We start from the raw sequence: 25,371 nt of genomic DNA on the forward strand, positions 1-25,371 counted from the left end.
CTGTGACGGCCGTACGAAGGCCGGCGCGGACTGCGAGAAGATGATCCACAGAGCGGACCGGACCCGAGGAGCCACGTGACAGAAGAAGCCTCCGCCCCACGACTCGGGGCGGGCATCCGCCGGCGGCGCAGGAGCCTCGACCTGACCCTGGCCGAAGTGGCCGCCGCGACCGGCCTCTCCTCCCCGTTCCTCAGTCAGGTCGAGAACGACCGGGCCCGCCCGAGCATGCGCTCGCTCCAACTCATCGCGGACGCGCTGGAGACGACGGCGGTCCAACTGATGGCCGCCGCGGAGAATCCGCGCCGGGTGGACATCGTGCGCGCGGACGCCGATCCCGGCCTGGACCCGGCCACCCGGGTGCGTCCGCTGGTGCGCGGCCACCACCAGATGCACGCCCTGGAGTTCACCGGGGACCATGACGCGGACCGGGCGTTCGAGCACCGCAACGACGAGCTCATGTACGTCGCCGACGGCACGGTGGAGGTCGAGGTGGACGGCCGCACCCACCGCCTGGGCCGCGGCGACACCCTCTACCTGACGGGCGGCGTCCGCCACCGCTGGCGCGCGCTGGAACAGGGCACGCGGGTGCTGCTCGTCGCCGTCGCCGACCACGTCGAGGCCACGACGGACCCGCGCGGCTGAGCGGGCGGAGGCCGGCCCGGGGCGCCGCGCGCCGGCGCGACTCCCGCGGCCGGCCGCAGGTTACTCGCGAGGAAAGCCCACATGTGGCTATGGTGAGCGCCCTCGGTCGAAGCCTCCTTCAAATTCCAAGGAGAACTGCGCCTTCGCGCGCCGATCGAAGGGCGTCCTGCCAATCCAGGGCCCATATCCCAGTGCAGAGCGACGTGGTGTCGGCAACACCGCCCGGCGTCGGCTCGGTACGAGCCGACCTGCCCTCGCCCCGTCATCCCCGGGGCTGGAGGGCGGCGGTCTTCTCATTCACCTACCTCGCGAAGGCAAGGCAGAGATGGCACGAGTCACCCGACAGTCCTCCCGACAGCAGCAGACGCATCCCGTCGACGAGTTGCTGCCGTTCCCGCAACTCGCCCTGTACGGCTTCCAGCACGTCCTCGCCTTCTACGCGGCGGCCGTCATCGTCCCCGTCCTCCTCGGCAGCGCCCTCGGGCTCTCGCGCGCCGAGCTCGTCCACCTCATCAACGCGGACCTGCTCACCTGTGGCATCGCCTCGATCATCCAGGCGCTCGGCGTCTGGAAGATAGGTGCCCGGCTGCCGCTGGTCCAAGGCGTCACCTTCACCGCCGTCTCCCCCATGATCGCCATCGGTCTCGGAGCGGGCGGCGGCACGGCCGGCCTGCTCGTCGTGTACGGCGCGGTGATCACGGCGGGCATCGCGACCTTCCTGTTCGCCCCCGTTTTCAGCAAGCTGGTGCCCTACTTCCCGCCCGTCGTCATCGGGACGATCCTCACGATCATCGGCATCACCCTCATCCCGGTGGCCCTCCAGGACGCGGCCGGCGGCTCACGGCTGATCGGCACCCCCGCCTACGGCGAGCCGAGGAACCTCGCCTACGCCCTGGGCACCCTGCTGTTCATCCTGGCCATGGCCCGCGTCGGCAAGCCGTTCCTCAGCAGCGTCGCGGTGCTGCTCGGCCTGGTGGGCGGCACCACCGTCGCCTGGCTGTTCGGGGACGCCGACTTCTCGGCGGTGGGCGACACCGACTGGTTCGGGATCACCACCCCCTTCCACTACGGCATGCCCCGGTTCGAACCGCTGCCGATGATCGCCATGCTCGTCGTCATGCTGATCACCATGGTGGAGACCACCGGGGACGTGTACGCCATCGGCGAGATCACCCGAAAGCGGGTCGACACCGACACGGTGGCCCGGGCGCTGCGGGCCGACGGCGCCGCGACGGTGCTCGGCGGAATCCTCAACTCGTTCCCGTACGTGGCCTTCGCCGAGAACATCGGCCTGGTCCGTATGTCCAAGGTGATGAGCCGGTACGTGGTCGTCGCGGCCGGGGTGTTCATGGTCCTGCTGGGGTTGCTGCCCAAGGCGGGCAGCCTGGTCGCATCGATCCCCAACCCGGTGCTCGGCGGGGCAGCGCTGTCCATGTTCGGCATGGTGGCCGCCGTCGGCATCCAGATCCTGGGGAAGGTCGACCTGCGCGAGGAGCGCAACGCCCTGATCCTGGCGGTCAGTCTGGGCGCGGCGCTGTTGCCGACCACGGTGGCGCCGTTCTTCGACCGGATGCCGGACGACGTCCGGGCCGTGCTGGACAGCGGCATCACCTTGGGGGCGTTGACGGCGATCTCCCTGAACCTGCTGTTCAACGTCTTCACCAGCCGCTCCACGATGGAGATCGACTGGGACGACATCGAGGACGACGGCGTCGTCGAACCGCGTTACGCCGCGGGCGGCGCCGGCTGAGCCCGTCCGACCGAGGGCGCCGGGCCGGGAGGGACCCCGCGGGTCCGTCCCGCGCCCGCGCCCGCGTCCGCCGGGTGGCGGCTCAGCGGTCGAGGGGCAGCGGTGACGCCTCGCCCGCCTCGCCGATCAAGTCCCAGAAGTGGTCCACGAGTCGGCGCAGGTAGGCGGAGCGCTCGGCGGCGATCTCCTTGAGCCGGGTGTCGTCGTTGCGGGCCACGAGGTGCCCCATGTAGCGCTCGGCGAAGTCCGAGAACTCGGCGTTCATCGTGCGCAGCGCGTCGCCCACGCTCGTCGCGTCGACCACGACGATCTCCGCCACCGGTCCCACGTACGCCTTCCACCGTCCCTCGACGGCCGTGCGCAGGAGCCCGGCCAGTTCGTCGACCCGGCCCATGATGCCGGTGAGGGCGCGCAGCGACAGGCCCAGCGCTTCCACCAGCGCTCGGGTCTGCCAGGTGTCCCCCTGCCACGGCCCGCCGGCTTCCGCCGCACGGTACGCCTCCGGGTCCATGCCTATGCGGTACGCCAGCCGCTCCACGGTGAGTTGGCGGGCGAGGCGGAACTCGGCGAGGGTGCGCGGCGCGACCCCCATCAAGGCCGTGGTGTCGCACCACAGCGCGTTGGCGAGCGCGAAGAGCTGCTGGTCGGTCGGCGCGTAGGAGCCCAGCTCCCAGGCGGCGACCAGTTCGGGGTGGACGGGGGTGCCGCAAGCCGCCATGGACTGGGCCACCTGGGCGGTCGTCAGGCCCACGCGTTCGCGTGCGGAGCGGGCCTCGGCTGGGGAGAACGGAGTGCTGTACACGTACAAGACACCTCGCAACGCCCTCGGCGCGCGGAGCGTTCGAGGGGAGACGGATCGGTGGATGAACATCCAGGAGCGGGCACACTAACAGACGTTCCTACGGTGCGATCGTCCATACCCCTTGGATATGAAGGTGCGGGGCGGCTTCCGGAAATGATCAGGAGAGACGCCCCGGGCGAGGCCCGCAGGGCACCACATCGTCCGGCCCCAGGCACCTGTCCACCGCGGCGCGGCCCCGCACGCGGTTCCGCCACGGTGGCAGGTCCGCCGTCCGCCCGGCCGGCGCATGATCGGTCTCCACGACCGGAGGGAGTCCCACGCATGTCAGCCGACGACCGTCCGTGGGACCTCGCGCGGGCCGGATGCCGCCGCGCGCGGCCGGCTCAGCCGCCGATGGTCTCGCGCACCCCGCCCAGTGCCTCGTCGAGGGTCGGTGCGATCAGCTCGTGGCCGGTGAACCCGTCGTCCGTACCCGGGTCGACCGTCCACCCCCACCCGGAGGAGTCGTCGCCGTCGATGGTGGCGGTGTGCGCGCCGCTCGTCACCGTGATGGCCAGGTTCCCCGCCGGGAAGGTGGTCACATCGGCGTGCGCCTCCTCGCCCAGGATGCGGCGGACGGCGTCACGGGCGGTCTCTGCGGTGGTCATGAGCGGGCCCTCCTCGCAGGCGGCGGCTACCGGTACACCTCCAGTACACCGCGCGCGGGGCGGCGCCGCGTGCGCGGAGGCGAGGGCGGCGGGCGAAGGAGGCCGGGAGAGGGAGGAAGGGGCCGTCGCGGCGCCGCGCCGCGGCGGCCCCTTCGCCTCAGGCGCGGGGCGCGGGGCGGCCCGATCCGCGGGTGAGTCGGTATCCGGCGATCCCCGCGAGGCCGCCGAGGAGTCCGCCGACCGCGGTCCAGATCCAGCGATCGGACCACCGACCGCCGGCCCAGCCGTCCTCCGGTTCCGTGCCGGCGGCGGCCGCGGGCCCGCTCTCGCGGGCCGCGGTGATGCCCGGGACCAGCGGGGCGGCCACGGCGCCGTCCACCGCGTAGGCGCCGCCCAGGTCCCGCGCTTCCGCGCGGACCTGCGCCCGTACGGGCTGGCCGAGGTCCTCCTGCGGCAGGTCCACGACCGTCAGGCGCAGGTAGTAGGTGCCCGGAAGCGGGTCGTCGGACCACGTGTCGGCGCCGGTACGGACCGGGCGGAGCGTGCAGGAAAGCTCCAGGGTGGCGCTCTCCTTGGGGGCCGGCGCCGCCTGCACCCCGTACATGCACGGCTGGCGGCGGCGCAGCCCGTCGTAGACGTCGATCCGCCAGGTCGAGGCGGCGTGCCGGGAGGCGGACGGCGGAAGCTCCACCTTGGCCCGCACCGTGCTCCGCTGACCCGCGTCGAGCGGGAACGACCAGTAGAGGTAGTCACCCGTGGAGGCGTCGGCGGTCGCGTCCTGGCCGAGCTTGACCGGCGTGGCGGTACGGAACGCGGTGCCGGCCTCGGTCGGTCCGGCCGCGGAACCGGCCGCGGAGCCGCTCGGTTTCGGCGAGGGAGCGTCGGCCAGGGCGGCGCCCGCCGGGCCGAGCAGGCCGGCGCCGGTCAACAGGGCTGCGGTCAGTACGCGTACGGTACGCATCAGTTGGTCCTCCAGACCGAGATACGCCAGCGGGAGATCCAGCCCCAGACCAGACCGGCGACGAGGCCGGTGAGGACCAGCACGCCGAGTAGCCACCAGCCCCGGCCGAGCCCGAAGGCCGCCGCGTCGGACGCCCGGTCGGGGCCGTCCACCAGGTCGATGGTCAACTCCAGTGGCATGCCCGGCGTCGTCTTGACCGACGCGGGCGCCGAGAAGGAATTGCTGATCTGCAGGCAGACGGTCTCGGGGGCCGTCCCGGTGTTCCCGTCGGCGTCGTCCAGGACGGGCTTCGGATAGCGCAGGCCGGTGGAGATCAGGTCGGTGCGTCCGTCACCGGCCTCGGAGCCGCGGACGATCTCCCGGCCGTGCACGGTCGAGGCGCGCACCATCACGCCGTAGTCGTTGTTGACGGCGCGGTCCGCGGCCAGGCTCACCGAAGCACGCAGTTCCTGCCCGGGCTTGACGTCGACCTTGTACCAGCGGTGCTCGCCGAAGGTCTCACGGTCGCTGTAGAGCCCCGCGCCCAGCTTCGGCGCGTCGCGGCACTCCTTGGCACCCTGTGCGGCGACCGGGGTGACGACGGGAGCCGCCGCGCGGTCGACGAGTTGCCGTACGCGGCCGGAGAGTTCCTGCTTGTGCTGTACGGAGGTGTAGGTGCCGCCGGTCGCCTCGGCGATGCAGACGAGCTGGTCCCGCGTCTTGGCGTCCGGGACGAGTCCGAGCGTGTCGATGGTGAGGTGGATACCCTGGGCGGCGATGTCCCGGGCCACCTCGCACGGGTCGAGCGGGGCGCAGGTGTCCTCGCCGTCCGTGATGAGCACGATCCGCCGGGTGGCGTCACCGCCCTTGAGGTCGTCGGCGGCACCCAGCAGGGCCGGCCCGATCGGTGTCCAGCCGGTGGGGGCGAGGGTGGCCACCGCCGTCTTGGCCTCCGTCCGGTTGAGCGGTCCGACGGGGTAGAGCGCCTTGGTGTCCTTGCAGCCGACGTTCCGGTCGTCACCCGGGTAGGTGGCGCCCAGGGTCCTTATCCCGAGCCGCACTTCGTCGGGTACGGCGTCGAGCACCTCGTTGAACGCCTGCTTCGCGGCGGACATCCGGGACTGGCCGTCGATGTCGGTGGCCCGCATGGAACCGCTGACGTCCAGGACCAGTTCGACCTTGGGGGGTTCCTTGGATACGGGTTCACCGGCGGAGGCGGTCGCCGGGAGGAGCCCGACGGCCAGCGTGGCCAGCAGGCCACAGGCCCCGGCCGCCACCCATTTTCTTGTGATCATCGCCGGATCGTATTGAGGATGGTCCGCCAAACCAAAACGCGCGCGGCCCTCTTGGCCGCGTACGACCGGCCGTCGGACGGGGCCCGGACGGATGCGGTGGGGTGCGGTGCGGTGCGCAGGGAGCGCGGGCGGCGCGCCCTCTCACCCGGGCGGTTCCCCGCCGTGCGCGGCACAGGCGCCCTCGGGGAACACCTCGGGGAGGACGGCGTCGAACAGGGCGACCACCTCGGACGCGCCGAGGCCCTCCTCGCGCGCCTCCCGCATCCACGCGGCGAGCCCGCCGCGCAGGGCGGGGTCCGCCTTCGTCTCCGGCGGTCGCGGGACGTGGATGACGAACGTCCCGGCCCCCTGACGGACTTCGACGAGGCCGGCGCGTTCCAGTTCGCGGTAGGCCTTGAGCGTGGTGTTGGGGTTGACCTTGGTGGCCGCGGCGACCTGCGCGGCCGTGGGCAGCCTGTCGCCCTCGACCAAGGCGCCCATGCGCAGCGCCCGTTCCACCTGTCGGACGATCTGCAGGTAGGCGGGCAGTCCGCCGCGCCGTTCGATGTGGAATACGACCATGTGCCCGCCTCCTTCGTGCCGTGTGGTGGCCTGTCACTCTATGACGTGAGCGGGGCCCGGCGGAGCCGGGTGAGGAACAGGGTGACGAGGACGGCGCTCGCCGCCAGCAACACCCCGGCGGCGGTCCACTGCATACCGAGCCGCTGGTCGTCGCCGAAGTAGTCCCAGACCGAGTTGACGATGCCGAGCCGTGCCCGGCAGGCCTCGGGGGACGCGTCGGAGACGCAGGTGCCGTATCCGTAGAGCTTCCCGGACCCGGTGCCCACCCACTGGTCGACCTGTACGACGTGGTCGAGTACGGCCGGCTGGTCGGCGCCGAGCGGGAAGGAGATCCGGCGCGGCGTGGCCAACCTGTTCTTGAACACGTCGGCCACGGTCAGGGCGACCCAGGAGGTGACGAAGGTCAGCACCATCGCGCTCACCACGCGCCGGGTCAGCGCCCCGATGGCGAGGCCCAGCGAGGTGGTGAAGAGGGCGGTCGTCACGAGTACCGGTGCGCCGGCCTCGAAGACGGGGTCGTGCAACCAGTCGGTGCCGGCGAACGGCCCGACGGAGTCCCGCCACCAGCCGAAGAGCAGGCTCAGGGGCACTGTCGTGACGGTGACGACGGTCAGCGCGAAGCCGAGCTTCGCCCTGAGCCAACGGTCCCGCGACACGGACTGGGTGGTGACCAGGCGCGCGGTGCCGTGCTCCAGGTCGGAGGCGATGAGCGAGGCGCCCAGGACCACCCCCAGCACCGTGGGCAGGAAGGCCAGGGTGTTCGCGTAGGAGTTGAAGCGGTTGGTGACCCGGTTGGCCACTTCGCCGTCCAGGGTGTCGGCGGGTTTCCCGGGCCAGCCGGCCGCGTGCAGCGTGTCGAGCATCGCCCCGCGCTGGTACACGATCCAGGCGGCGCCGAGGACGGCCACGGCCAGACAGGTGAGCAGGGCGATCCGATGCACGCGCACCATCAGCCAGAGCAGTCCGCGCGGGCCCCGGCGCCGGGGGTCGGTGTACGGGTCGGCCTCGGAGGGGGTGAGCGTGGTCATGCCGCGTGCTCCTCTCGGTGTGCGGGCGACGCGGTCGGGGCGATCAGCGCGGGGGCCTCGGGCGAACGGAGGTAGGCCAGGAGCACGTCCTCCATACCGGGCTCGGTGAGCTGCCATGGCCCGCTCAGCGGTCCTTGGCGCAGCACGAGGGCGGTGAACTGGCGGCCGGCCGTGCGCGTCTCGACGACGGTGTGGGCGGCCAGGGCGTCCGGCAGCGCTCCGTCGGGGGTGGTCACCCCGGTGACCAGGGTGTGCATGGGGACGAGTTCCTCGGTCTCACCGGCCATGCGGACGCGTCCGCCGTCGAGGACGAGCAGGAAGTCGCACATCTGCTCCAGCTCACCGAGGAGGTGGGAGGACATCAACACGGTGGTGCCGTGTTCGGCGGCCTCGGACATCAGCAGTGCGCCCATCTCGTCCCGGGCGACCGGGTCGAGGTCGGCCATGGGTTCGTCCAGCAGCAGCAGTTCGGGGCGCTTGCCGAAGGCGAGCGCGAAGGCGACCCGCGTGCGCTGGCCTCCGGACAGCTCGGCGACGCGGGTGTCCGGCCGCAGCCGCCCGGCCCGCACGATCCGTTCGGCGACCCCCCGGTCCCACCCGGGGTTGAGCTCCTCGCCCATGCGCAGCGTCTGCGCCACCGTGAACCTCTTGAACAACGGCTTGTCCTGGGCGAGATAGGCCCAACGCCGCATCGCGGCGGGCTCGCCGGCCGGGCCGCCGAAGATCCTCAGTTCACCGGCCGACGGTTCGGTGAGCCGGGTCGCCAGGTTCAGCAGCGTGCTCTTCCCCGCGCCGTTGGGGCCCACCAGGGCACAGACGCGGCCGGCGGGAATCCGGAAGGAGCAGTCGCGCAGCGCCCACCCCCGGCGGTACTTCTTCCCCAACCCACGCGCTTCGAGCGCCCACCGGGTGTCGGCGGGACCGGGAACGGTCGCTTCCCCCACGCCTCCCCCTCTCCATGATTCCATTAACTAATTAGTGGAATCATGGAGTGCGGACCCGGTCCTGTCAACCGGCCCCGGGCATGCGCGGGGCCCGTCACCCGCCGCGGGACGGCGGGTGACGGGCCCTGGGGCACGGCGGAACAACGGGTCAGTCGTTGACGCAGACGTTGCCGGCCGCCGGGTTCAGCGCTCCGATGACGCTGATCGAGTTGCCGCAGAGGTTGATCGGGATGTGGATCGGAATCTGAACCACGTTGCCGGAGAGCACGCCCGGCGAACCGACGGCCACACCCTCCGCCTCGGCGTCGGCCGACGCAACCGAGGCTCCGCCGACGACCAGCGCACCGGCGGCCAGGGCCATGGCGACACTCTTCAGAACACGCGACACGAGGTGTCTCCTTCAGACGCATCCAGCGACCCGCGACAAGCGCGCCGCACGGGCCGGTTCAGGTCCGCACTCCTTCATTCGTCCGCTACCGGGTCCCGGCTTTACCCCTGGGGCCGCTTTCCCGCGAAGGGATGAGCCCGACCGGCGCAGCCTCGGACACGCGTCCGGATCTCTCGCCACGGATGGCGGTGCGCGCCACAGCGCTCCGGACGGGTGTGTGGGCGGACGCCATGGGCGCCGCGCGGCGCCGCGCCTACTGTGTGCGGTCATGACGAGCACACTTCCCACCCCCTCCCCCACCGACCTGCGCGGGCGGGTGGCCCTCGTGACCGGCGGCGGCAGCGGCATCGGGCGCGCCTGCGCCGTCGCCCTCGCCGCGGCCGGCGCGACCGTACACGTGGTGGACATCGCCGAGGAGGCCGCGAAGAGCGTCGCGGCGGCGATCGGCGGCCGGGCGCACGGCGTGGACCTGGCGCGGCCGGCGGCCATCGGCTCGCTGCCCTCGGAGGTCGACGTGCTGGTCAACAGCGCGGGGCTCCAGTACGTCGCGCCGATCACCGAGTTCGCCCCGGAGCGGTTCGCCCTCATCCAGCAGGTGATGGTCACCGCGCCGTTCCTGCTGCTGCGCCACGTGCTGCCGCACATGTACGCGGGCGGCTGGGGCCGGGTGGTCAACATCTCCAGCGTGCACGGCCTGCGCGCCAGCCCCTACAAAGCGGCGTACGTGGCCGCGAAGCACGCCCTGGAGGGGCTGAGCAAGGTCGCCGCCCTGGAGGGCGCCCCGTACGGCGTCACCAGCAACTGCGTGAGCCCGGGGTACGTCCGCACCCCCCTGGTGGAGGGCCAGATCCGGGACCAGGCGCTGGCCCACGGGGTCAGCCCCGACGACGTGCTGGGCGAGGTGCTGCTCGCGCGGTCCCCGGTGGCCCGGCTCATCGAGCCGGAAGAGGTGGCCTCGGCGGCCCTGATGCTGTGCGGCCCGCACTCGGGCTCCATCACCGGCACCTCCCTGGTCATCGACGGCGGGTGGACGGCGCGTTGACGGGCCGTGCCGGGACGCGGACGAGCGGCCACCGTCCCGCGGCGGCCGCTCGTCGGATCGGTCCGACTCAGCAGATGCGCGGCAGTTGCTCGCCGATCGGGAGGTCCACCACGCGGGTGCCGCCCAGGCCCGTGCGGGCCACGACCAGGCCCGGATGGGCCTCCACCGCCTCGCCGATCACCGCCGCGCGACGGCCCAGGGGGTGGGCGCGCATCGCTTCGAGCACGGCCTCGGCGTGCTCCCGGGGTACGAACGCGACCAGCTTGCCCTCGTTGGCCACGTACAGGGGGTCGAGACCGAGGATGGCGCACGCGTTGGCCACCGGGTCCGGGATCGGGACCGCGCCCTCACGGATGACGACGCCCGCCCCCGAGGCGGCGGCGATCTCGTTCAGGGCGGCCGCCAGACCGCCCCGGGTCGGGTCCCGCAGGACGTGCAGGTCCGGGGTGACCGCGAGCATGGCGTCCACGAGGCCGCCGAGCGGGGCGCAGTCGCTCTCGACGTCCACGCCGAACTCCAAGCCCTCGCGCACACTCATGATGGCCACGCCGTGGAGTCCGATCTCACCGCTGACGATCACGACGTCGCCGGGGACGACGCGCTGCGGGCGCAGGTCCACACCGTCCGGGATCAGCCCGATCCCGGCGGTGTTCACGTAGACGCCGTCGCCGTGTCCGGCTTCGACCACCTTCGTGTCACCGGTCGCCACCTCCACCCCCGCCGCGCGCGCCGCGTCGCCCAGGGCCCCGGCCACCCTGGCCACCACGGACATCTCGACACCCTCTTCGAGAATGAAGCCGCAGGAGAGGTAGGCGGCCCGGGCGCCGCTCATCGCCAGGTCGTTGACCGTGCCGTTGACCGCGAGATCACCGATGCTGCCGCCGGGGAAGAACAGCGGCCGGACCACGTAGGAGTCGGTGGAGAAGGCGAGTCGGACCCCGCCCAGCGAGAGCGCGGCGGAGTCGCCGAGCTGCGCCAGCGTCTCGCCCCCGAAGGCCGGTGCGAAGAGGTGCTGGACCAGTTCGGCGGAGAGAGCCCCGCCGCCGCCGTGGCCCATCACCACGCGGGGGCGGTCCCGCAGCGGGGCCGGACAGGTCCATCCCGCGACGTCCAACGTGGTCCCGGACTGCGCGGGCAGCGCGGGCTGTGTGGTCTCAGGCAACGGGGCTCGCCTCCAGAGGTGCGGCGCTCTCGCTCGGCTCCGCCGGCGCGGGCGGGGCCGTACGGGCCGGGGTGAGTTCGAGGCGCCGGTAGAGGTAGTACGCCGCGCAGGCGCCCTCGCTGGAAACCATGGTGGCGCCGAGCGGGGTGCGCGGCGTGCAGGTGGTGCCGAAGGCCTCGCACTCGTTCGGTTTGATGAGGCCTTGGAGGACCTCGCCGCTGCGGCACTCGGCCGGTTCACCGGTGGTGATGCCGGTCACCGAGAAGCGGTGCTCGGCGTCGAACTCCCGGTAGCGCTCGGACAGTCGCCAGCCGCTGTCGGGGATGACGCCGATACCGCGCCAGGCCCGGTCGGTGACCTCGAAGACGTCCTCCAACATGGCGAGCGCCGTGGGGTTCCCCTCCGGGCGGACGGCGCGGGCGTAGGCGTTGTCGACCGTGTGCTCCCCGCGCTCCAACTGCCGGACCGCGCGGCGCACCCCCTCCAGGATGTCCAGCGGTTCGAAGCCGGTCACCACGATCGGCACCCGGTGACGGGCGGCCAGTTCGGGGTACTCCCCCATGCCCATCACGCTGCACACGTGACCGGCGGCGAGGAAGCCCTGCACCCGGCAGCTCGGCGAGCGCATGATCGCCTCGATCGCGGGGGGCACCCGGACGTGGGAGACCAGCAGGCTGAAGTTGGGGATGCCGAGCCTCTTCGCCTGGTACACCGTCATCGCGTTCGGCGGAGCGGTGGTCTCGAAGCCGATCCCGAAGAAGACGACCTCGCGCCCCGGGTTCTGCCGCGCGATCTTGAGCGCGCCCAGCGGGGAGTAGACGACCCTGACGTCGCCGCCCTCGCCGCGCACCTGGAACAGGTCGCGGCCCGTCCCCGGCACACGGAGCATGTCACCGAAGGAGCAGAAGATCACGTCCGGGCGGGAGGCGATCTCCAGCGCCTTGTCGATCACCTCCAGCGGCGTGACGCACACCGGACAGCCCGGACCGTGGATCAATTCCACCGAATCCGGAAGCAGTTGGTCGATGCCATGCCGGATGATGGTGTGCGTCTGACCGCCGCAGACCTCCATCAGGGCCCACGGCCGGGTGACCGTGGCATGGATGTCGTCCAAGAGCCGGCGGGCGAGGTCGGGGTCCTGGAACTCGTCGATGTACTTCACTGCCGCGCCTCCTGCGGTACGTGCTCTGCGACCGGGCCCTCGGTCCGGCCCTCTTCCTCGACCCGGGCCTCTTCGCCGGTCCGGCCGCCTTCTTCGGTCGGGACGGCCTCCTCGAAGGGCCAGGGGGCTCCGCCCGCCTGCGCCGCCTGCTCCCAAGGGTCGCCGAACTCCTCTTGGAGCATGCCGAGTTGGGTGAAGAGCTCAAGCGTCTGGCGGGCTGATTCCTCGTCCAGGCGCTGGAGGGCGAATCCGACGTGGACGATGGCGTACTCGCCCACCCGGAGGTCCGGCAGGTACTCCAGGCACACCTCCTTGACCACGCCCCCGAAGTCGACGGTGGCCATGCGGGTGCCGTTCTCCTCCGCGATCTCAAGCACTCTGCCGGGTACCGCCAGGCACATGGACTTCTCCTCGCTGTGGGTGTTCCGTGGTGTGGCCGCCGGCGTCCGTGGTGTCGCCGCGCGCGGCCGCCACCATGAGCTGACCGAGCGCCAGGCCCCCGTCGTTCGGCGGGACCAGGCGGTGGCGCAGTACGGTGAAGCCGCTCTCGCGCAGCCCGGTGGCACAGGCCGAGGCCAACAGGCTGTTGCCGAAGACCCCGCCGGTGAGGGCGACGGTGTCCGAGCCGTGTCGCTCGCGCGCCGCCGCGCAGGCGGTGGTGACGAGGGAGGCGACCGCGCCGGTGAAGCGCGCCGCGATCGAGGAGGGCGCGGCGCCCGCCCGCAGGTCGGCCACGACGGCCCGCAGGACGGGGGTCGGGTCGGCGACGAGCGGCGCGTCCGCCGCGTCACCTCGCGCCGGTCTCAGGGTGAAGGCGTATCGGGGCCCCGCCCCCGGGGCGTCCAGCGCCGCGGACTCCAGCTCGATCGCGGCCTGTGCCTCGTAACCCGTGTGGTGGCAGATGCCCGCCAGCGAGGAGACGGCGTCGAAGAGCCGCCCCATGCTGGAGGTGGGGGCGCAGTTCAGATCGCGATCCAACTGCACGCGCAACAGACGGAGTTCGTCCGTCGGGCAGGCCTGGACGCACGGCAGGTCGGGCGTCCAGTCGATGCCGGCCGCGCGCAGGTGGGAGAGGGCCATGCGGTACGGGCGCCGTACGGCGGCGTCACCGCCGGGCAGGGGAACGTAGGCCAGGTGCGCGAAGCGGGTGTACCCGGAGTAGTCCGCGAGGAGGAACTCCCCGCCCCATACCGCGCCGTCGTCGCCGTAACCGGTGCCGTCGAACGCGACTCCGATGACCTTCCCGGCTCCGGTCAGGCCGTGTTCGGCCATCGCGGAGGCGACGTGCGCGTGATGGTGTTGGACACGGAGCAGTGGTCGGGGGCCGGCGTTGCGCTCCGCCCACCGTGCGGACCGGTAGCCGGGGTGCCGGTCGGCGGCGAACAGGGCGGGGACGACCCCGGTGATGCTCTCCAACTGCCCGACGGCACGTTCGAAGGCGTACTGCGTGGCGAGGTCGTCCATGTCCCCGATGTGGGCGGACGGCCAGGCCCGGCGCCCCTCCCCGAGGCAGAAGGTGTTCTTGAGGTCTCCCCCGGCGGCCAGTGTCGCCGGAACGGTCACGGGCAGCGTGAGGGGCAGGGGCGCGTAACCGCGGGAGCGCCGAAGGAGGAGCGTTTCGCCGTCGCAGACCCGCACCACGGAGTCGTCGCAGGGTACGTGGACGGGGCGGTCGTGGGTGAGCCAGGCGTCGGCGAGCGGGCCCAGTCGCTCCAGGGCCTCGGCGTCGTCGGTGACGATCGGCTCGCCCGCCAGGTTGCCGCTGGTCATGACGAGGAAGCGGGGGCCGGGAGGGTCGCCGGGCAGGCCGAGCAGCAGGTGGTGCACGGGCGTGTACGGGAGCATCACCCCGAGGTCGGGGCTGCCCGGGGCGACGCCTTCGGCCACCGCCGGGCCGCCGCGGACGCCGGGACGGCGGCGCAGCAGCACGATGGGGCGGACGCCTCCGGTGAGCAGGGCGAGCTCCTCGGGGCCGATCGCGACGAGGGCCGCGAGGTCGGCGGGGTCGCGGGCCATGAGGGCGAACGGCTTGCGCCCCCGGGCCTTGCGGCGGCGCAGGGTGGCCACGGCTTCCTCGTCGGCGGCGTCGCAGGCGAGGTGGTAGCCGCCGAGGCCCTTGACCGCGAGGACCGCTCCCCGGGCCAGGAGTCGGCGGGCCTCGGCCACCGGGTCCACGTCCGGCACCTCCCGCGGCGGTGTTCCGGCCAGCAGGCGCAGGCGGGGCCCGCAGGCGGGACAGGCGACGGGCTGGGCGTGGAAACGGCGGTCGGCGGGGTCGGTGTACTCGCGGGCGCAGTCCGGGCACATCGGGAAGGGCGCCATGGTGGTGTGGGCCCGGTCGTAGGGCAGTCCGGTGACGATGGTGAAGCGCGGGCCGCAGTGGGTGCAGGTGATGAAGGGGTGGCGGTGGCGCCGGTCGGCGGGGTCGGCCAACTCGGCGAGGCAGTCGGCGCAGGTGGCGACGTCCGGGGAGACCAGCGTACGTGCGGGGCCGCCGCTCCTGGACGCGATGATGGTGAAACCCGCGCCGCCCGCGAGGGGGACCTCGCAGTGGTCGACGGCGTCGATGAGCGCGAGGGGCGGGGCGTCCGTCGCGAGCCGCTCGCAGAACTCGGTGACCGCCGTCCGGGCGCCCTCGACCTCCGCGACCACGCCCTCCGGGGTGTTCGTGACGTGTCCGGCCAAGCCGAGCGCGGTGGCCCGACCGTAGACGTACGGTCGGAAGCCGACGCCCTGGACCACGCCCCGCACCGTGACCCGGCGGCGTTCGACGGCCTCCATCAGAGGGTCCGCGCCACGGGAGGGTGCGTGTGGCCGTGGTGGGCTTCGTGGCCGTGGTGGTCGCCGTCGTGACCGTGATCGTGGCCGTCGTGGGAGTGGCCCCCGGCCGCCATCACCGGCGTGTGCGCGGGGCAACCGTCCGCGACGGAGAGCGCCCGTTCCAGCAGGGTGCCGACGCCGGCCCCGGTGCGGGCGGAGGTGAGCACCACCTCCACACCGGGGTTGACCTGCCGGACGTTGGCCCGGAAGGTGGCCTCGTCGAACTCGACGGCCTCGGCGATGTCGGTCTTGGTGACCACCACGAGTTGCGCGAGCCCGAAGGCGGTCGGGTACTTCAACGGCTTGTCCTCGCCCTCGGTGACGGAGGCGAGGGCGACCCGCAGCGACTCCCCGAGGTCGTAGGAGGCCGGACACACCAGGTTGCCGACGTTCTCCACGAACAACAGCCGGGTGTCCTCGGGCAGCCACCCGTCCAGGTGCCGGCTCAGCATGGCGGCTTCCAGGTGACAGAGTCCGTCGGTGAGGACCTGTTTGACGGGAACGCCGGAACGGCCCAGGCGCAGCGCGTCGTTCTCTGTCGCGAGGTCGGCGGTGAGGGCCGCGACGGGCACGCCGCGCCGGCGGGCGAGGTCGAGCTCCGCTTCCAGCAGGGCCGTCTTCCCGCTGCCGGGGCTGGAGAGCAGGTTGACCACGGTCGTGCCGCGTGCGGTGAGTTCGGTGCGCAGAGTCCGCGCCGCCGTCTCGTTCTTGGCCAGTACCGCCTGTTTCAGGTCGACCACTCGGCACATGGTTCAGCGCTCCTCGGAGATCGTTGGGCGGGGCCCGGTTCGCGTGCCGGATCGTCTTCCCAGGTGACACTGAGGATCTGCAACTCGCGGCCGGAGAGCAGTTCGACGTCCGTCGCGGTGCCGCAGCCGGGACAGCACAGGTCGGGCGGCATGCCGACGGGCCAGTCCCCCGGACACGAGTGGCACCGGGCGCGGCCCGGTACGGGTTCGGTGGTGAGCGCGGCCCCTTCCAGGGCCGTCCCGGCGCAGGCCAGTTCGAAGCAGAAGGCGAGTGCGTCGGGTACGACTCCGGCCAGTTCCCCGACCTGGAGCCGGACCGCGCTCACCCGACTCGCGCCGGCGGCCGCGGCCGCCTCTTCGACCTGGTTGACCACGGCCATGGCGATCGACATCTCGTGCATGGGACTCCGTCCTGCCGGGCCTCATTAGACCGGCAGGACGGGGGCGACACGCGTGGCCACGCCGACGCGCCGCACGCCCCGTACGCCATTCGGGCGCGGGGCGTGCGGTGGAGGTGCCCGGGTCACCCGATCACCGGGTCACATGCTGCGGATGCGCAGATAACGCTTGATGTCCGGGTACTGCGCCGCGATCACGAGCAGGGTCACGGCGGTGATGCCGAGACAGAGGGCCCTGGCCACCGGGCCCTTGGTCGCGTGCGTCTTCCCGCAGTGTTGCCTCGTCGGGTTGCAGTGCTGCTTCATCGGGTTCTCTCCTCGGTTCGCGCCAGGTCTTCGTGCAGGAGTTCCACGAGCGTCCGGACGGCCTCCGGCACCGCGGCGGCCACGGCCGGGCTCAGCCCCATGCCCTCCTCGACGGTGGCCGGTTCGCAGCCCAGCACCAGGATCCGGCGGGGCGGAGTGCCCCCCGCGCCGGCGCACAGCGTGTCGAGCAGGGCAAGTACGGCGTCCGGGGACATGTGGTGGCCGTCCAGGACGGCGGGGCCCCCGATCCCGCCCGGTTCCCCGACCTCGATCAGGTAGAGCGTGCCGGGCGCGCCGCCGCGCGCGGTGGCGTCGACCATGACGAGGGTGTCGTAGCCGTCGAGGAGCTGGTAGGCGAGGTGGACGCCGCGGACGCCGAAGTCCACCACCTCGACATGGCCGGGCAGCGGGCGTGCGGCCAGCCGGCGCACGGTCTCGACGCCGAACCCGTCGTCGCCCAGGAACACGTTGCCGATCCCGGCGATCAGCGTGCCACCCGTCACGGCTCCTCCAGGGGTTCGACCTCGTCGGGTTGGAAATAGAGGAACCGGCCCTGCTCGCGCCGGATGTCGGCGCCCGGGTCCCCTTCGACGGTGACCGCGAGGTGTACGCCGCCGTCGACGTCGTGCAGGACCGCCTCGACCCGGGCGGCATGACCCTGGACGAACAGGTCCTGGGCGTCGGTGCGCCGCAGGCCGGGCCGCAGCAGGACGCGGCTGCCCACACCGACCGGGACGCCGTCGACGAGGACGTGGTCGGGGACCGGTTCGGCGGCGTCCGCGCGGGCCGGGTCCCACCAGGGGGTCTCGGGCTTGAACACCGCCTGTCCGCCGAACGGTTCCAGACCGGTGGGGGCGTCGGGCGGCACGTCGGGGTCGGTGATCTCGCGCAGGGACCGCACCGCGCCGTGCAGCCGTTCGAGCACCTCGGGCGGCATCGACTCGGCGAGGTCGATCACGGCGGCGGCGCGGGGGTCCGTACCGCGCGCCTCGCGCTTTTCCCGGTCGGTCAGGGCCGCGGTGCGCAGGGCGAGGATCTCGTCGATCTCGGTGGCGTCGTACATCGCGCCGATGCTCTCCGGAGCGATGCCGGGGTGGTCCTCCAGGATGATCGGGGAGGACAGGACGACGTCCGCGCGACCGGGCTCGCCGGCGAGGACGGGCCAGGTGTGCCGGTTGACGCAGCCCGCGGTGGCCGACTTGGCCCATTCGGGCGGGTCGGTCATCGACAGGAACCGGCCCGCGCCCAGACCGAGCAGGAGGTGGGCGGCGACGAGGGAGCGCGACAGGGCCGCGTCGCGACCCGCGTCCTCGGCCCCGGGCCGCCAACCGCCGGTGTTCTCCACGACCGCGGTGAGCTTGAACACCCGGTAGGCACAATTGAGTTCGCTCGCCCGCAGGCGCAGGACGCCGTTGATCTCCTCGGTGCGCCGCACCAGCCGGCCGACCGTCCGCCCGTCCGCGTCGACCACCGGTTCGGTTTCCTCGCCGGCGGGGCGGGTGAAGGGCAGCGTGACGCCGTCGCCCGCCAGTTCCCCGAGGTCGACGGCGAGCTCGACGCGTTCCTCGGTCCCCTCGTCCCAGGGGACGAGGACGCGGTCGGCGAGGTGCAGTTCGTCGACGTCCGTGAAGGTGCCGTCTGGCGCGGCCTCTTGGACGGTACGCCGCTGCGCGTGCAGGAACCGCAGCTCGACGGCGAGGGGGGCGTCCCCCTTGGGTTCCATCAGGAGTTCGGTCTGCTGGAGGCAGTGCTCGCCGTGCACCGGTGCCCAGGCCGGGGGCACGAGTACGCCGAACTGCCAGCGCAGCCGGTTCTTGGCGGCCGAGGCCCGGTACGGGTAGAGCACGTACCCCTCGAAGAGGACCGCGTCGGCCACCTGTCGGGCGGTCTCGAAGCGTGCGTCGAGCGCTGCGGTCGTCATGGCGCCGTCCGCTCGCCGACGCGCAGCGCCGATCCCGCCCGCAGCCGCTCGGGCGGGGAGGGCCGGGCCGGCGCCGGGGCGGCCTCGGCGAGGAGGGCGCGCACGGTCTCCTCCCAGGAGGCGAGCGCGTGCCGGGAGCGGTAGGCGAGCAGTTCGTCCATGGCGTCGCGGGGCAGGCGCAGCCAGCCGCAGCCGGGGAAGTGCTGCTCGATCATCTCCCGCCACACCGTCACCGGCATCCGGCAGGCCGCTTCGCGGTCCCAGGGGACGGGCTCGACGTGGAAGCCGCCGGCCCCGGTGAAGGCGGTGCCGGAGAACAGCATCAGCAGCGGTGCCTCGCCGTCGTCCAGGGCGGTGAAGTACCGGGTCGCGGCGATGTCCATGTCGTAGGTGCAGGGCACCGCCAGGTCCACCTCGGTCGAACCGGTGAAGCTCGGCACCATCAGCGCCACCTGGGCGAACTGCACGGGCCGCAGGGTGTTGCCCCAGCGGGAGCGCTCGCCGAACAGGTCGGCCAGGCCCTCCGCCTCGGCGTCCCCGTAGCTCCGGCGGGCCGGTTCGATCCGGATCTGGCAGCGCAGCGCGAGGGCGTGTACCCGGGTGTTCCCGGAGGCGGTGACGGCGAGGCGGAAGACGAGCGTGGGGCCGGCGGCGTACGGGTCCGCGCGCACTCCGGTGCAGGTGAAGCCGAACTCCGTCATGTCGTGACCTCCGCGGGCACGGCCTTGGCACGGCGTTCGACGCCGTCGAAGAACTCCTCCAGCGCGGCGCGGGCCTCGGCCCCGCCGTCGAAGCCCTGCCACAGGAGGCGCATCCGGCCCACGAGTTCGTAGCAGATGTCGATGGGGACGAGATAGCAGTCGACGCGTCCCTCCCGGCGGCGCAACAGCAGCGCCTCCACATCCGGCAGCAGCAGGCCGGCCAGGGCGCTGCCGCCCAGCGCCGTCTGCCAGGTGGCGGGATCGAGTTCGCTCTCGGTGGCCCCGGCCGGGCTCGGGTAGAGCGCGACGAGCCGGTCCAGGGCGGCGTTGCGGAAGAAGAACGCGACGCCCACGGGGATCTGGAGGAGGTCCCAGGCGCCGTCGTCGAGGCGGTGTCCCGGGTCGTGGAGGTAGCGGTCGGGGACGGCGCGGTAGCGGCCGGTGGCGGCGCCCGGCCGGTCGAACAGCAGGGCGCAGGCCGTGCAGGCGCAGACCAGCGCGCGCTTCTCGATCTCGACCAGGTGGCGGTGACCGTCCTCGGCGACCGCCACCCCGCACAGTTCGCAGGTCTCGGTCCGGGGTTCCCGCGGGCGCGTGAAGCGGCGCAGGCCGGTCGGCCCCGCCGTCCGCGCGGACGGCGGGGCCCAGCCGCGGGGCGCGCTCACGGCACCCGGACCGGGGCCTGCGGGCGGGTGCCGATCTGCAGCAGCGGCTGCGACGGTGCCCCGGCCGGCTCCAGTTCGACGGTGGTCACCTCGGGTGCGAAGGAGGCCAGCACGGCCTCGACCGCCTCCCGTACGCCGTCGCCGCTGCCGCCGCAGCCGCAGCCGCCGCTCGCCGCGGCCCGCAGGCGCAACGTTCCCGCCGCCTCGTCGAAGCCGAGGAGCTCCACCGGGTCGCCCAGGCTGTCCAGGGCCCGGGCGATCCGGGTGCGCACGTCCTCCGGGTGCAGGTCGTGCAGGGCCAGCAGGCTGGAGACGAGTTCGTCGTCCAGCAGCGGGGCGAGCGCGTCCGGGTCCAGCCGCGAGGTGATCCGGGCGAGGCCGGAACCGTAGAAGTCCATGAGGACGCGCACCAGTTCCTCGGCGGCGGCGCACACCTCGCGGTCACCGGTGTCGGCCAGCCGGTCCAGGACCTCCTCGACCCGAAGGCCGGTTCGGAGGGAGTCGGCGGGGGCGCTCATCCGCCCAGTCCGCTCAGACCGGTGGGCACGTGCATCTGCTTCACGGTCTGCCCGTTGCCGACGTACATGTGGACGCCGCAGGGGAGGCAGGGGTCGAAGCTGCGCACGGCGCGCATGATGTCGATGCCCTTGAAGTTCTCCGGGGGGTTCTCCTCGAAGATCGGCGTGTTCTGGACCGCGTCCTCGTAGGGGCCGGGTGTGCCGAAGGTGTCACGGGTGCTTGCGTTCCACGGGGTCGGCGGATAGGGGTGGTAGTTGGCGATCTTGCCGTCGCGGATCACCATGTGGTGCGAGAGCACACCCCGGACGGCCTCGGTGAAACCGACTCCGATGGACTCGTCCGGCACTTCGAACTTCTCCCAGGTCTGGGTGCGTCCGGCGCGGACCTCTTCCAGGCCCTTCTCGGCGCAGTGCAGGGCGATGGCGGCGGCGTACGCCTGGAAGTACGTGCGGGCGCGGTTGCGCTCCAGCGCGTTGCTCCACTTCGGGATCTTCCACTCGAAGGTGGTCTCCGGCTTGGTCATCGTCCGGGGCAGGTTGATGACGACGCTGTGGCCGGTGGCCTTGACGTAGCCGACGTCGACCAGCCCGGACAGGGCCGTGGACCACAGGCGGGCGATGGGGCCGCCGCCGGTGTCCAGGGCCAAGTGGTCCTTGCCGTCGAACCAGCGCGGTGACATCACCCAGCTGTACTTGCCGTCGAAGTCGCGCTTCTGCGGGGCGGGGATGGTGTGTTGGTTCCAGGGGTGGCGGGGATCGACCGGGTTGCCGAGCGGGTCGTGGGTGACGAACTTCTCCTGGCCGGCCCAGTCGTCGTAGTACGAGCTGCCCAGCAGGATGCGGATGCCGAGGTTGATCTCGGTGAGGTCGTTGGTGACGAGTTTGCCGTCCACGATCACGCCCGGGGTGACGAACATCTTCCGACCCCAGTCGGACATGTTGGCGTAGGTGAAGTCGCAGTACTCGGGGTCGTTGAGGGCGCCCCAGCAGCCGAGCAGCACGCGGCGCCGACCGACCTCCTCGTAGCCGGGCAGGGCCTCGTAGAAGAAGTCGAAGAGGTCGTCGTGGAGCGGGACGACGCGCTTCATGAACTCGACGTACCTCATGAGGCGGCTCAGGTAGTCCGTGAAGAGCTGGACGGAGGCGATGGTGCCGACCCCGCCCGGGTACAGGGTGGAGGGGTGCACGTGGCGGCCCTCCATCAGGCAGAACATCTCGCGCGTGTAGCGGCTGACCTGGAGGGCCTCGCGGTAGAACTCGCCCTCGATGGGGTTGAGGGAGCGCATGATGTCGGCGATGGTGCGGTAGCCGTGGTCGCCGGCGTGCGGGGCCTCGGTGCGCTCGGCCAGTTCCAGGACTCCGGGGTTGGTCTCGCGGACCATCTTCTCGCAGTAGTCCACGCCGACCAGGTTCTCCTGGAAGATGTTGTGGTCGAACATGTACTCCGCCGACTCGCCGAGGTTGATGATCCACTCGGCGAGGTGGGGCGGCTTCACGCCGTAGGCCATGTTCTGCGCGTAGACGGAACAGGTGGCGTGGTTGTCCCCGCAGATCCCGCAGATGCGGCTGGTGATGAAGTGCGCGTCACGGGGGTCCTTGCCGCGCATGAAGACGCTGTAGCCGCGGAAGACCGACGAGGTGCTGTAGCACTCCGCCACCCGCTTCTGCTTGAAGTCGATCTTCGTGTGGATGCCGAGACTGCCCACGATCCGGGTGATCGGATCCCAGGCCATCTCCACCAAGCCGTCGCCGGACGCCTTCGTCTTCGGTGCCATCGTGTCTGCCGTGACCCTTCTTAGGAGCGGGCTCTGCGGGACTGCGGGGATGTGCGCGGGAACTGCGTGCGGGGCGGGGCGCCGGTCACCAGGGCGGGCGGTAGCCGGTGGTGAGCTCCTCCCCCGTGTGACGCCACTTCGGTTCCTTGTCGACGGTGCGCGCCGTCACCTGGCGCAGCTTGCGGACGACCGCGCCGTACGCGCCGCTGGCCTTGCTGGACACCTTGGCCCCGGGCGGCTCGTCCATGAACGGCATGAACTTGTCGGGGAAGCCGGGCATGGTGCAGGCGATGCAGATGCCGCCGACGTTGGGGCAGCCGCCGATGCCGTTCATCCAGCCGCGCTTGGGCACGTTGCACTTGACGACCGGGCCCCAGCAGCCCAGTTTGACCAGGCACTGCGGCGAGTCGTAGACGTGCGCGAACTGGCCCTGTTCGTAGTAGCCGGCCCGGTCGCAGCCCTCGTGGACGGTCGCGCCGAACAGCCAGGTGGGGCGCAGCTTGTCGTCCAGCGGGATCATCGGCGCGGAGCCGGCCGCCTGGTAGAGCAGGTAGGTGAGCGTCTCGGAGAAGTTGTCCGGTTGGATGGGGCAGCCCGGCACGCACACGATCGGGATGCCGGCCTTCGACGTCCAGTCCCAGCCCAGGTAGTCGGGTACGCCCATGGCGCCCGTGGGGTTGCCCTCCATCGCGTGGATGCCGCCGTAGGTGGCGCAGGTCCCGATGGCGACGACGGCGAGGGCCTTGGGCGCCAACCGGTCGATCCACTCGCTGGTCGTGATGGGTTGGCCCGTCTCGGGGTTGTCCCCGAAGCCGCACCAGTAGCCGTCGGCCTTGATCTTCTCGTTGGGGATGGACCCCTCGATCACGAGGACGAAGGGATCGATCTCGCCCCGCTCGCCTTTGAAGAACCACTCGATGAACGTGTCCGCGCCGCCGACGGGCCCGCACTCGAAGTCGATCAGGGGCCAGTGCACCGCGATCTTGGGCAGACCCGGCAGCACGCCCATCACGATCTCTTCGATGCTGGGTTGCATCGCCGCCGTCAGGGACACCGAGTCACCGTCGCAGCTCAGCCCCGCGTTGATCCAGAGGATGTGGATGGGGGGATCCTCTACCGTGCTCGGCGCTGCTGCATCCATGAGGATGCCTCCTTGGGCAGGAAATGGAGGTGGGGTGAGGGGGAGCCGGGGGACGGCCACTCCGCTCTCATCCTTCTTCGTAACAGGACCCGGCGGCCGGTGTGCTGTCTTGTACGGCCAGTCCGGTGACGGCGTCCGGCGCGTCGCGTCGGTCGGCCGGGACCGTCCGGGCCAGGTGCGCCGGTGTCGCGGCGGCCGGCTCCTTGCGCACGAAGGCGCGGCGCAGCGCGTGGTACGGGGCCCGCGGGTCGAAGAAGGTGGCGCGCATCAGGGCCAGCTCCGCCTCCCGGTACGCGGCGAGCGGGGTCTTGGCCTCGTCCCGCTCGCGCAGCGCCTTCTTCGCCGCGATCCGGGACGGGGCGGCGGGCGAAGCCGCCAGCAACCCCGCCAGCCGGGCGGTCTCGTCGGCGAACTCCGCGGCCGCGCAGGGCAGCGTACGGTCCACCAGGCCGAGCTCGACCGCCGCGGTCGCGCTCAGCGGCAGCGCGTCGCCGGTGAGCCGCTCGGCGACGGCGGGACCCACCCGGCGGGGCAGGGTGTACGTCCAGTACTCGGAGCCGTGGAGGCCCATCAGCCGGTAGTGGGGGTTGAGGACGACGCCGGAGCGGCACCAGACCTCGTCGGCCGCCAGCGCGAGCATCGCGCCCCCGGCGGCGGCGTTGCCGCCGAGGGCCGCCACGACGAGCCGGTCGGTGGTGGTCAGGACGGCCTCGACGAGGTCGTCCATCGCCGTGATGTTCGCCCAGGACTCCGCCGCGGGGTCGGCGGACGCCTCGATGACGCCGAGATGGATGCCGTTGGAGAAGAAGTCGCGGCCGCCCCCGAGCACCAGGACGGAGGTGGGCCGGCCGCAGGCGGCGCGGTAGGCGTCCAGCAGGCGCCGGCACCGCTCGGTGCTCATCGCGCCGCCGGGGAAGGAGAACGACAGGAAACCGGCCTGCCCTTCCTCCCGGTAGGTGATGTCGGACCAGGTGGACCGCGACGGGTCGGCGAACGCCGGCACGGGGTCTTCCGGCAGCGGGGGCAGCCGGTCGCCGAGTGCCAGGGTGGCGGGCAGCTTGACCGGGACCGGCTCTCCCGGCGCCCGGCAGGCCCGAAGCTCCGGAATCCACACCGCGCCGTCGGTGGTCGCCCGGCAGACCGCGCCCGCCCGGGTGGCCAGCAACTCGCCGGGGCGGCCGCGCAGCCGGTCCTCGCGGTGGCCCCCGTGCAGGAACCACACCCCGCCGAGCAGCTCGTCCCGTACGCCGGGCTGTGAGTCGGCGGCCCGCAGGACGCGCAGGACCCGATCGGTGGAGTCGTTCGCCCAGTCGATGCGGCGCTCGTCCTGGCGCAGGTAGGGCCGGGTGCGGTGGGTGGTCTGCGGGGTGGGCGCGTACGTCCCCGAGGCGAAGCGCTCCACGGCGAGCAGGACGGCCCGGAGCGCCGCGTCGGCGATCTCGCCGCGGTAGAGGTCGCTCTTGGCCAGCTCCGGCAGCGGGCACTCGGCGAAGGCCCAGACGTCGCCGGCGTCCATCTCGGCGTCCGCCTGAAGGACGGTGACGCCCCAGTGGCGGGCGCCCTCCTGGACCGCGCGGTCGAGTGAGGAGGGACCGCGGTCCCCGACCGGTCCCGGGTGGACGATCAGACAGGTGTGGGTGGACCAGACCTCGCGGGGCACGGCGGTCTTGAGCATCGGAGCGATGATCAGGTCGGGCCGGTGGCGCCTGGCGGCGTCGGTCAACGAGTCTGCGCCCAGCGCGAGTTCGACGGACACGTGGTGGCCGTGGTCGCGCAGCTCCGCGTGGACGCGCTGCGTCAGGCTGTTGAACGCGCTCGCGACGAGCAGGATGTGCACCCGGTCTCCCAGCGGCCATGCGCCTTCGCGCACCGTCGGCCGGGGGTTCTCCGGCCGCCTGCGATGTTCGGGGACCAGCGGGCGCGGCGGTGTGACGCCGAGCGCCGGCGTCACTCGAAAGCGGACAGGACGCGCTGCCACTCGGCGGTGCGGCCGCGCCGGCGGGGAAGCGCGATG

27 protein-coding genes are annotated in these 25,371 nt (G+C 72.4%); 4 read left to right on the plus strand and 23 right to left on the minus strand.

All coding sequences use genetic code 11. The annotated features are described in order from the left end of the window. Positions 1 to 75: 75 nt before the first annotated feature. Entirely contained in the window at positions 76 to 642 is a 567-nt protein-coding gene (locus E6R62_RS25470) for a helix-turn-helix domain-containing protein (protein WP_136215857.1), read from the plus strand. Positions 643 to 967: 325 nt separating this feature from the next. Next, entirely contained in the window at positions 968 to 2,392 is a 1,425-nt protein-coding gene (locus E6R62_RS25475; RefSeq protein WP_136215858.1) for a nucleobase:cation symporter-2 family protein, read from the plus strand. An 82-nt stretch (positions 2,393 to 2,474) separates the two neighbouring features. Here the strand turns inward: E6R62_RS25475 and E6R62_RS25480 are convergent, their stop codons facing one another. From E6R62_RS25480 to E6R62_RS25515, 8 genes are all read right to left on the minus strand, one after another. Further along, the gene (locus tag E6R62_RS25480; RefSeq protein WP_136215859.1) at positions 2,475 to 3,194 is read right to left on the minus strand and encodes a transcriptional regulator; all 720 of its coding nucleotides are present in this window, start codon (positions 3,192 to 3,194) and stop codon (positions 2,475 to 2,477) included. Positions 3,195 to 3,577: 383 nt separating this feature from the next. After that, a complete protein-coding gene (locus tag E6R62_RS25485; protein ID WP_136215860.1) occupies positions 3,578 to 3,841 on the minus strand; it encodes a hypothetical protein in 264 nt (87 codons plus the stop codon). A 157-nt stretch (positions 3,842 to 3,998) separates the two neighbouring features. Further along, a complete protein-coding gene (locus tag E6R62_RS25490; RefSeq protein ID WP_136215861.1) occupies positions 3,999 to 4,802 on the minus strand; it encodes a hypothetical protein in 804 nt (267 codons plus the stop codon). After that, the gene (locus E6R62_RS25495) at positions 4,802 to 6,076 is read right to left on the minus strand and encodes a VWA domain-containing protein (protein ID WP_136215862.1); all 1,275 of its coding nucleotides are present in this window, start codon (positions 6,074 to 6,076) and stop codon (positions 4,802 to 4,804) included. Before E6R62_RS25495 ends, E6R62_RS25490 begins: the two co-directional genes overlap by 1 nt. Positions 6,077 to 6,217: 141 nt before the next feature. Beyond that, the gene (locus tag E6R62_RS25500) at positions 6,218 to 6,637 is read right to left on the minus strand and encodes a GntR family transcriptional regulator (RefSeq protein WP_136215863.1); all 420 of its coding nucleotides are present in this window, start codon (positions 6,635 to 6,637) and stop codon (positions 6,218 to 6,220) included. Positions 6,638 to 6,675: 38 nt separating this feature from the next. Next, positions 6,676 to 7,665, minus strand: a complete 990-nt coding sequence (locus E6R62_RS25505; protein WP_136215864.1) for an ABC transporter permease subunit — start codon at positions 7,663 to 7,665, stop codon at positions 6,676 to 6,678. Next, positions 7,662 to 8,609, minus strand: a complete 948-nt coding sequence (locus E6R62_RS25510) for an ABC transporter ATP-binding protein (RefSeq protein ID WP_240801882.1) — start codon at positions 8,607 to 8,609, stop codon at positions 7,662 to 7,664. The genes E6R62_RS25505 and E6R62_RS25510 overlap by 4 nt, the downstream gene beginning before the upstream one ends. A gap of 148 nt (positions 8,610 to 8,757) precedes the next feature. Further along, entirely contained in the window at positions 8,758 to 8,997 is a 240-nt protein-coding gene (locus tag E6R62_RS25515) for a chaplin (protein ID WP_240801883.1), read from the minus strand. Positions 8,998 to 9,265: 268 nt separating this feature from the next. Here E6R62_RS25515 and E6R62_RS25520 point away from each other — a divergent pair, with 268 nt between their 5' ends. After that, on the plus strand, positions 9,266 to 10,039 hold the full coding sequence (locus E6R62_RS25520; protein ID WP_136215866.1) for a 3-hydroxybutyrate dehydrogenase: 774 nt from the start codon (positions 9,266 to 9,268) through the stop codon (positions 10,037 to 10,039). A gap of 67 nt (positions 10,040 to 10,106) precedes the next feature. On the opposite strand, the gene hypE is transcribed toward E6R62_RS25520, so the two are convergent. The 3 genes from hypE to E6R62_RS41100 form a co-directional block, all read right to left on the minus strand. After that, the gene (gene hypE, locus E6R62_RS25525; protein WP_240801888.1) at positions 10,107 to 11,096 is read right to left on the minus strand and encodes a hydrogenase expression/formation protein HypE; all 990 of its coding nucleotides are present in this window, start codon (positions 11,094 to 11,096) and stop codon (positions 10,107 to 10,109) included. Between the two features lie 97 nt (positions 11,097 to 11,193). Further along, positions 11,194 to 12,363: a hydrogenase formation protein HypD gene (hypD, locus tag E6R62_RS25530; RefSeq protein ID WP_136215867.1), complete on the minus strand. Its 1,170-nt coding sequence runs from the start codon at positions 12,361 to 12,363 to the stop codon at positions 11,194 to 11,196. Beyond that, positions 12,360 to 12,707: a HypC/HybG/HupF family hydrogenase formation chaperone gene (locus E6R62_RS41100; RefSeq protein ID WP_368773872.1), complete on the minus strand. Its 348-nt coding sequence runs from the start codon at positions 12,705 to 12,707 to the stop codon at positions 12,360 to 12,362. Before E6R62_RS41100 ends, hypD begins: the two co-directional genes overlap by 4 nt. Here E6R62_RS41100 and E6R62_RS42210 point away from each other — a divergent pair. Then, positions 12,618 to 12,842, plus strand: a complete 225-nt coding sequence (locus tag E6R62_RS42210; protein WP_368773873.1) for a hypothetical protein — start codon at positions 12,618 to 12,620, stop codon at positions 12,840 to 12,842. The two genes, E6R62_RS41100 and E6R62_RS42210, sit on opposite strands and share 90 nt — an antisense overlap. On the opposite strand, the gene hypF is transcribed toward E6R62_RS42210, so the two are convergent. From hypF to E6R62_RS25590, 12 genes are all read right to left on the minus strand, one after another. Continuing rightward, positions 12,733 to 15,144: a carbamoyltransferase HypF gene (gene hypF / locus E6R62_RS25540; protein ID WP_136215868.1), complete on the minus strand. Its 2,412-nt coding sequence runs from the start codon at positions 15,142 to 15,144 to the stop codon at positions 12,733 to 12,735. The genes E6R62_RS42210 and hypF overlap by 110 nt on opposite strands. After that, positions 15,144 to 15,932 carry a hydrogenase nickel incorporation protein HypB gene (gene hypB, locus E6R62_RS25545; RefSeq protein ID WP_136215869.1) on the minus strand — a complete coding sequence of 263 codons (789 nt, stop codon included), beginning with the start codon at positions 15,930 to 15,932 and terminating at the stop codon, positions 15,144 to 15,146. Before hypB ends, hypF begins: the two co-directional genes overlap by 1 nt. Continuing rightward, positions 15,911 to 16,333 (minus strand): hydrogenase maturation nickel metallochaperone HypA, encoded by a 423-nt coding sequence (locus tag E6R62_RS25550; protein WP_136215870.1) that lies wholly within the window; start codon positions 16,331 to 16,333, stop codon positions 15,911 to 15,913. The genes hypB and E6R62_RS25550 overlap by 22 nt, the downstream gene beginning before the upstream one ends. Positions 16,334 to 16,471: 138 nt before the next feature. Then, on the minus strand, positions 16,472 to 16,636 hold the full coding sequence (locus tag E6R62_RS39770) for a hypothetical protein (RefSeq protein WP_168714177.1): 165 nt from the start codon (positions 16,634 to 16,636) through the stop codon (positions 16,472 to 16,474). Further along, on the minus strand, positions 16,633 to 17,139 hold the full coding sequence (locus E6R62_RS25555; protein WP_168714178.1) for a hydrogenase maturation protease: 507 nt from the start codon (positions 17,137 to 17,139) through the stop codon (positions 16,633 to 16,635). Before E6R62_RS25555 ends, E6R62_RS39770 begins: the two co-directional genes overlap by 4 nt. Continuing rightward, the gene (locus tag E6R62_RS25560) at positions 17,136 to 18,557 is read right to left on the minus strand and encodes a hypothetical protein (RefSeq protein ID WP_136215871.1); all 1,422 of its coding nucleotides are present in this window, start codon (positions 18,555 to 18,557) and stop codon (positions 17,136 to 17,138) included. The genes E6R62_RS25555 and E6R62_RS25560 overlap by 4 nt, the downstream gene beginning before the upstream one ends. Continuing rightward, on the minus strand, positions 18,554 to 19,258 hold the full coding sequence (locus tag E6R62_RS25565; protein WP_136215872.1) for a DUF6084 family protein: 705 nt from the start codon (positions 19,256 to 19,258) through the stop codon (positions 18,554 to 18,556). Before E6R62_RS25565 ends, E6R62_RS25560 begins: the two co-directional genes overlap by 4 nt. Next, positions 19,255 to 19,923 (minus strand): DUF5947 family protein, encoded by a 669-nt coding sequence (locus E6R62_RS25570; RefSeq protein WP_136215873.1) that lies wholly within the window; start codon positions 19,921 to 19,923, stop codon positions 19,255 to 19,257. The genes E6R62_RS25565 and E6R62_RS25570 overlap by 4 nt, the downstream gene beginning before the upstream one ends. After that, entirely contained in the window at positions 19,920 to 20,441 is a 522-nt protein-coding gene (locus E6R62_RS25575; RefSeq protein ID WP_136215874.1) for a NifU family protein, read from the minus strand. The genes E6R62_RS25570 and E6R62_RS25575 overlap by 4 nt, the downstream gene beginning before the upstream one ends. After that, the gene (locus tag E6R62_RS25580) at positions 20,438 to 22,216 is read right to left on the minus strand and encodes a nickel-dependent hydrogenase large subunit (protein ID WP_136215875.1); all 1,779 of its coding nucleotides are present in this window, start codon (positions 22,214 to 22,216) and stop codon (positions 20,438 to 20,440) included. The genes E6R62_RS25575 and E6R62_RS25580 overlap by 4 nt, the downstream gene beginning before the upstream one ends. Before the next feature lie 85 nt (positions 22,217 to 22,301). Next, positions 22,302 to 23,357, minus strand: coding sequence for a hydrogenase expression protein HypE (locus E6R62_RS25585; protein ID WP_136215876.1), 1,056 nt, complete (start codon positions 23,355 to 23,357; stop codon positions 22,302 to 22,304). Positions 23,358 to 23,424: 67 nt separating this feature from the next. Then, on the minus strand, positions 23,425 to 25,194 hold the full coding sequence (locus E6R62_RS25590) for a hydrogenase maturation protein (RefSeq protein WP_136215877.1): 1,770 nt from the start codon (positions 25,192 to 25,194) through the stop codon (positions 23,425 to 23,427). Positions 25,195 to 25,371: the final 177 nt, after the last annotated feature.

This window comes from Streptomyces sp. A1136, from assembly GCF_004795055.1.
Lineage (GTDB): Bacteria > Actinomycetota > Actinomycetes > Streptomycetales > Streptomycetaceae > Streptomyces.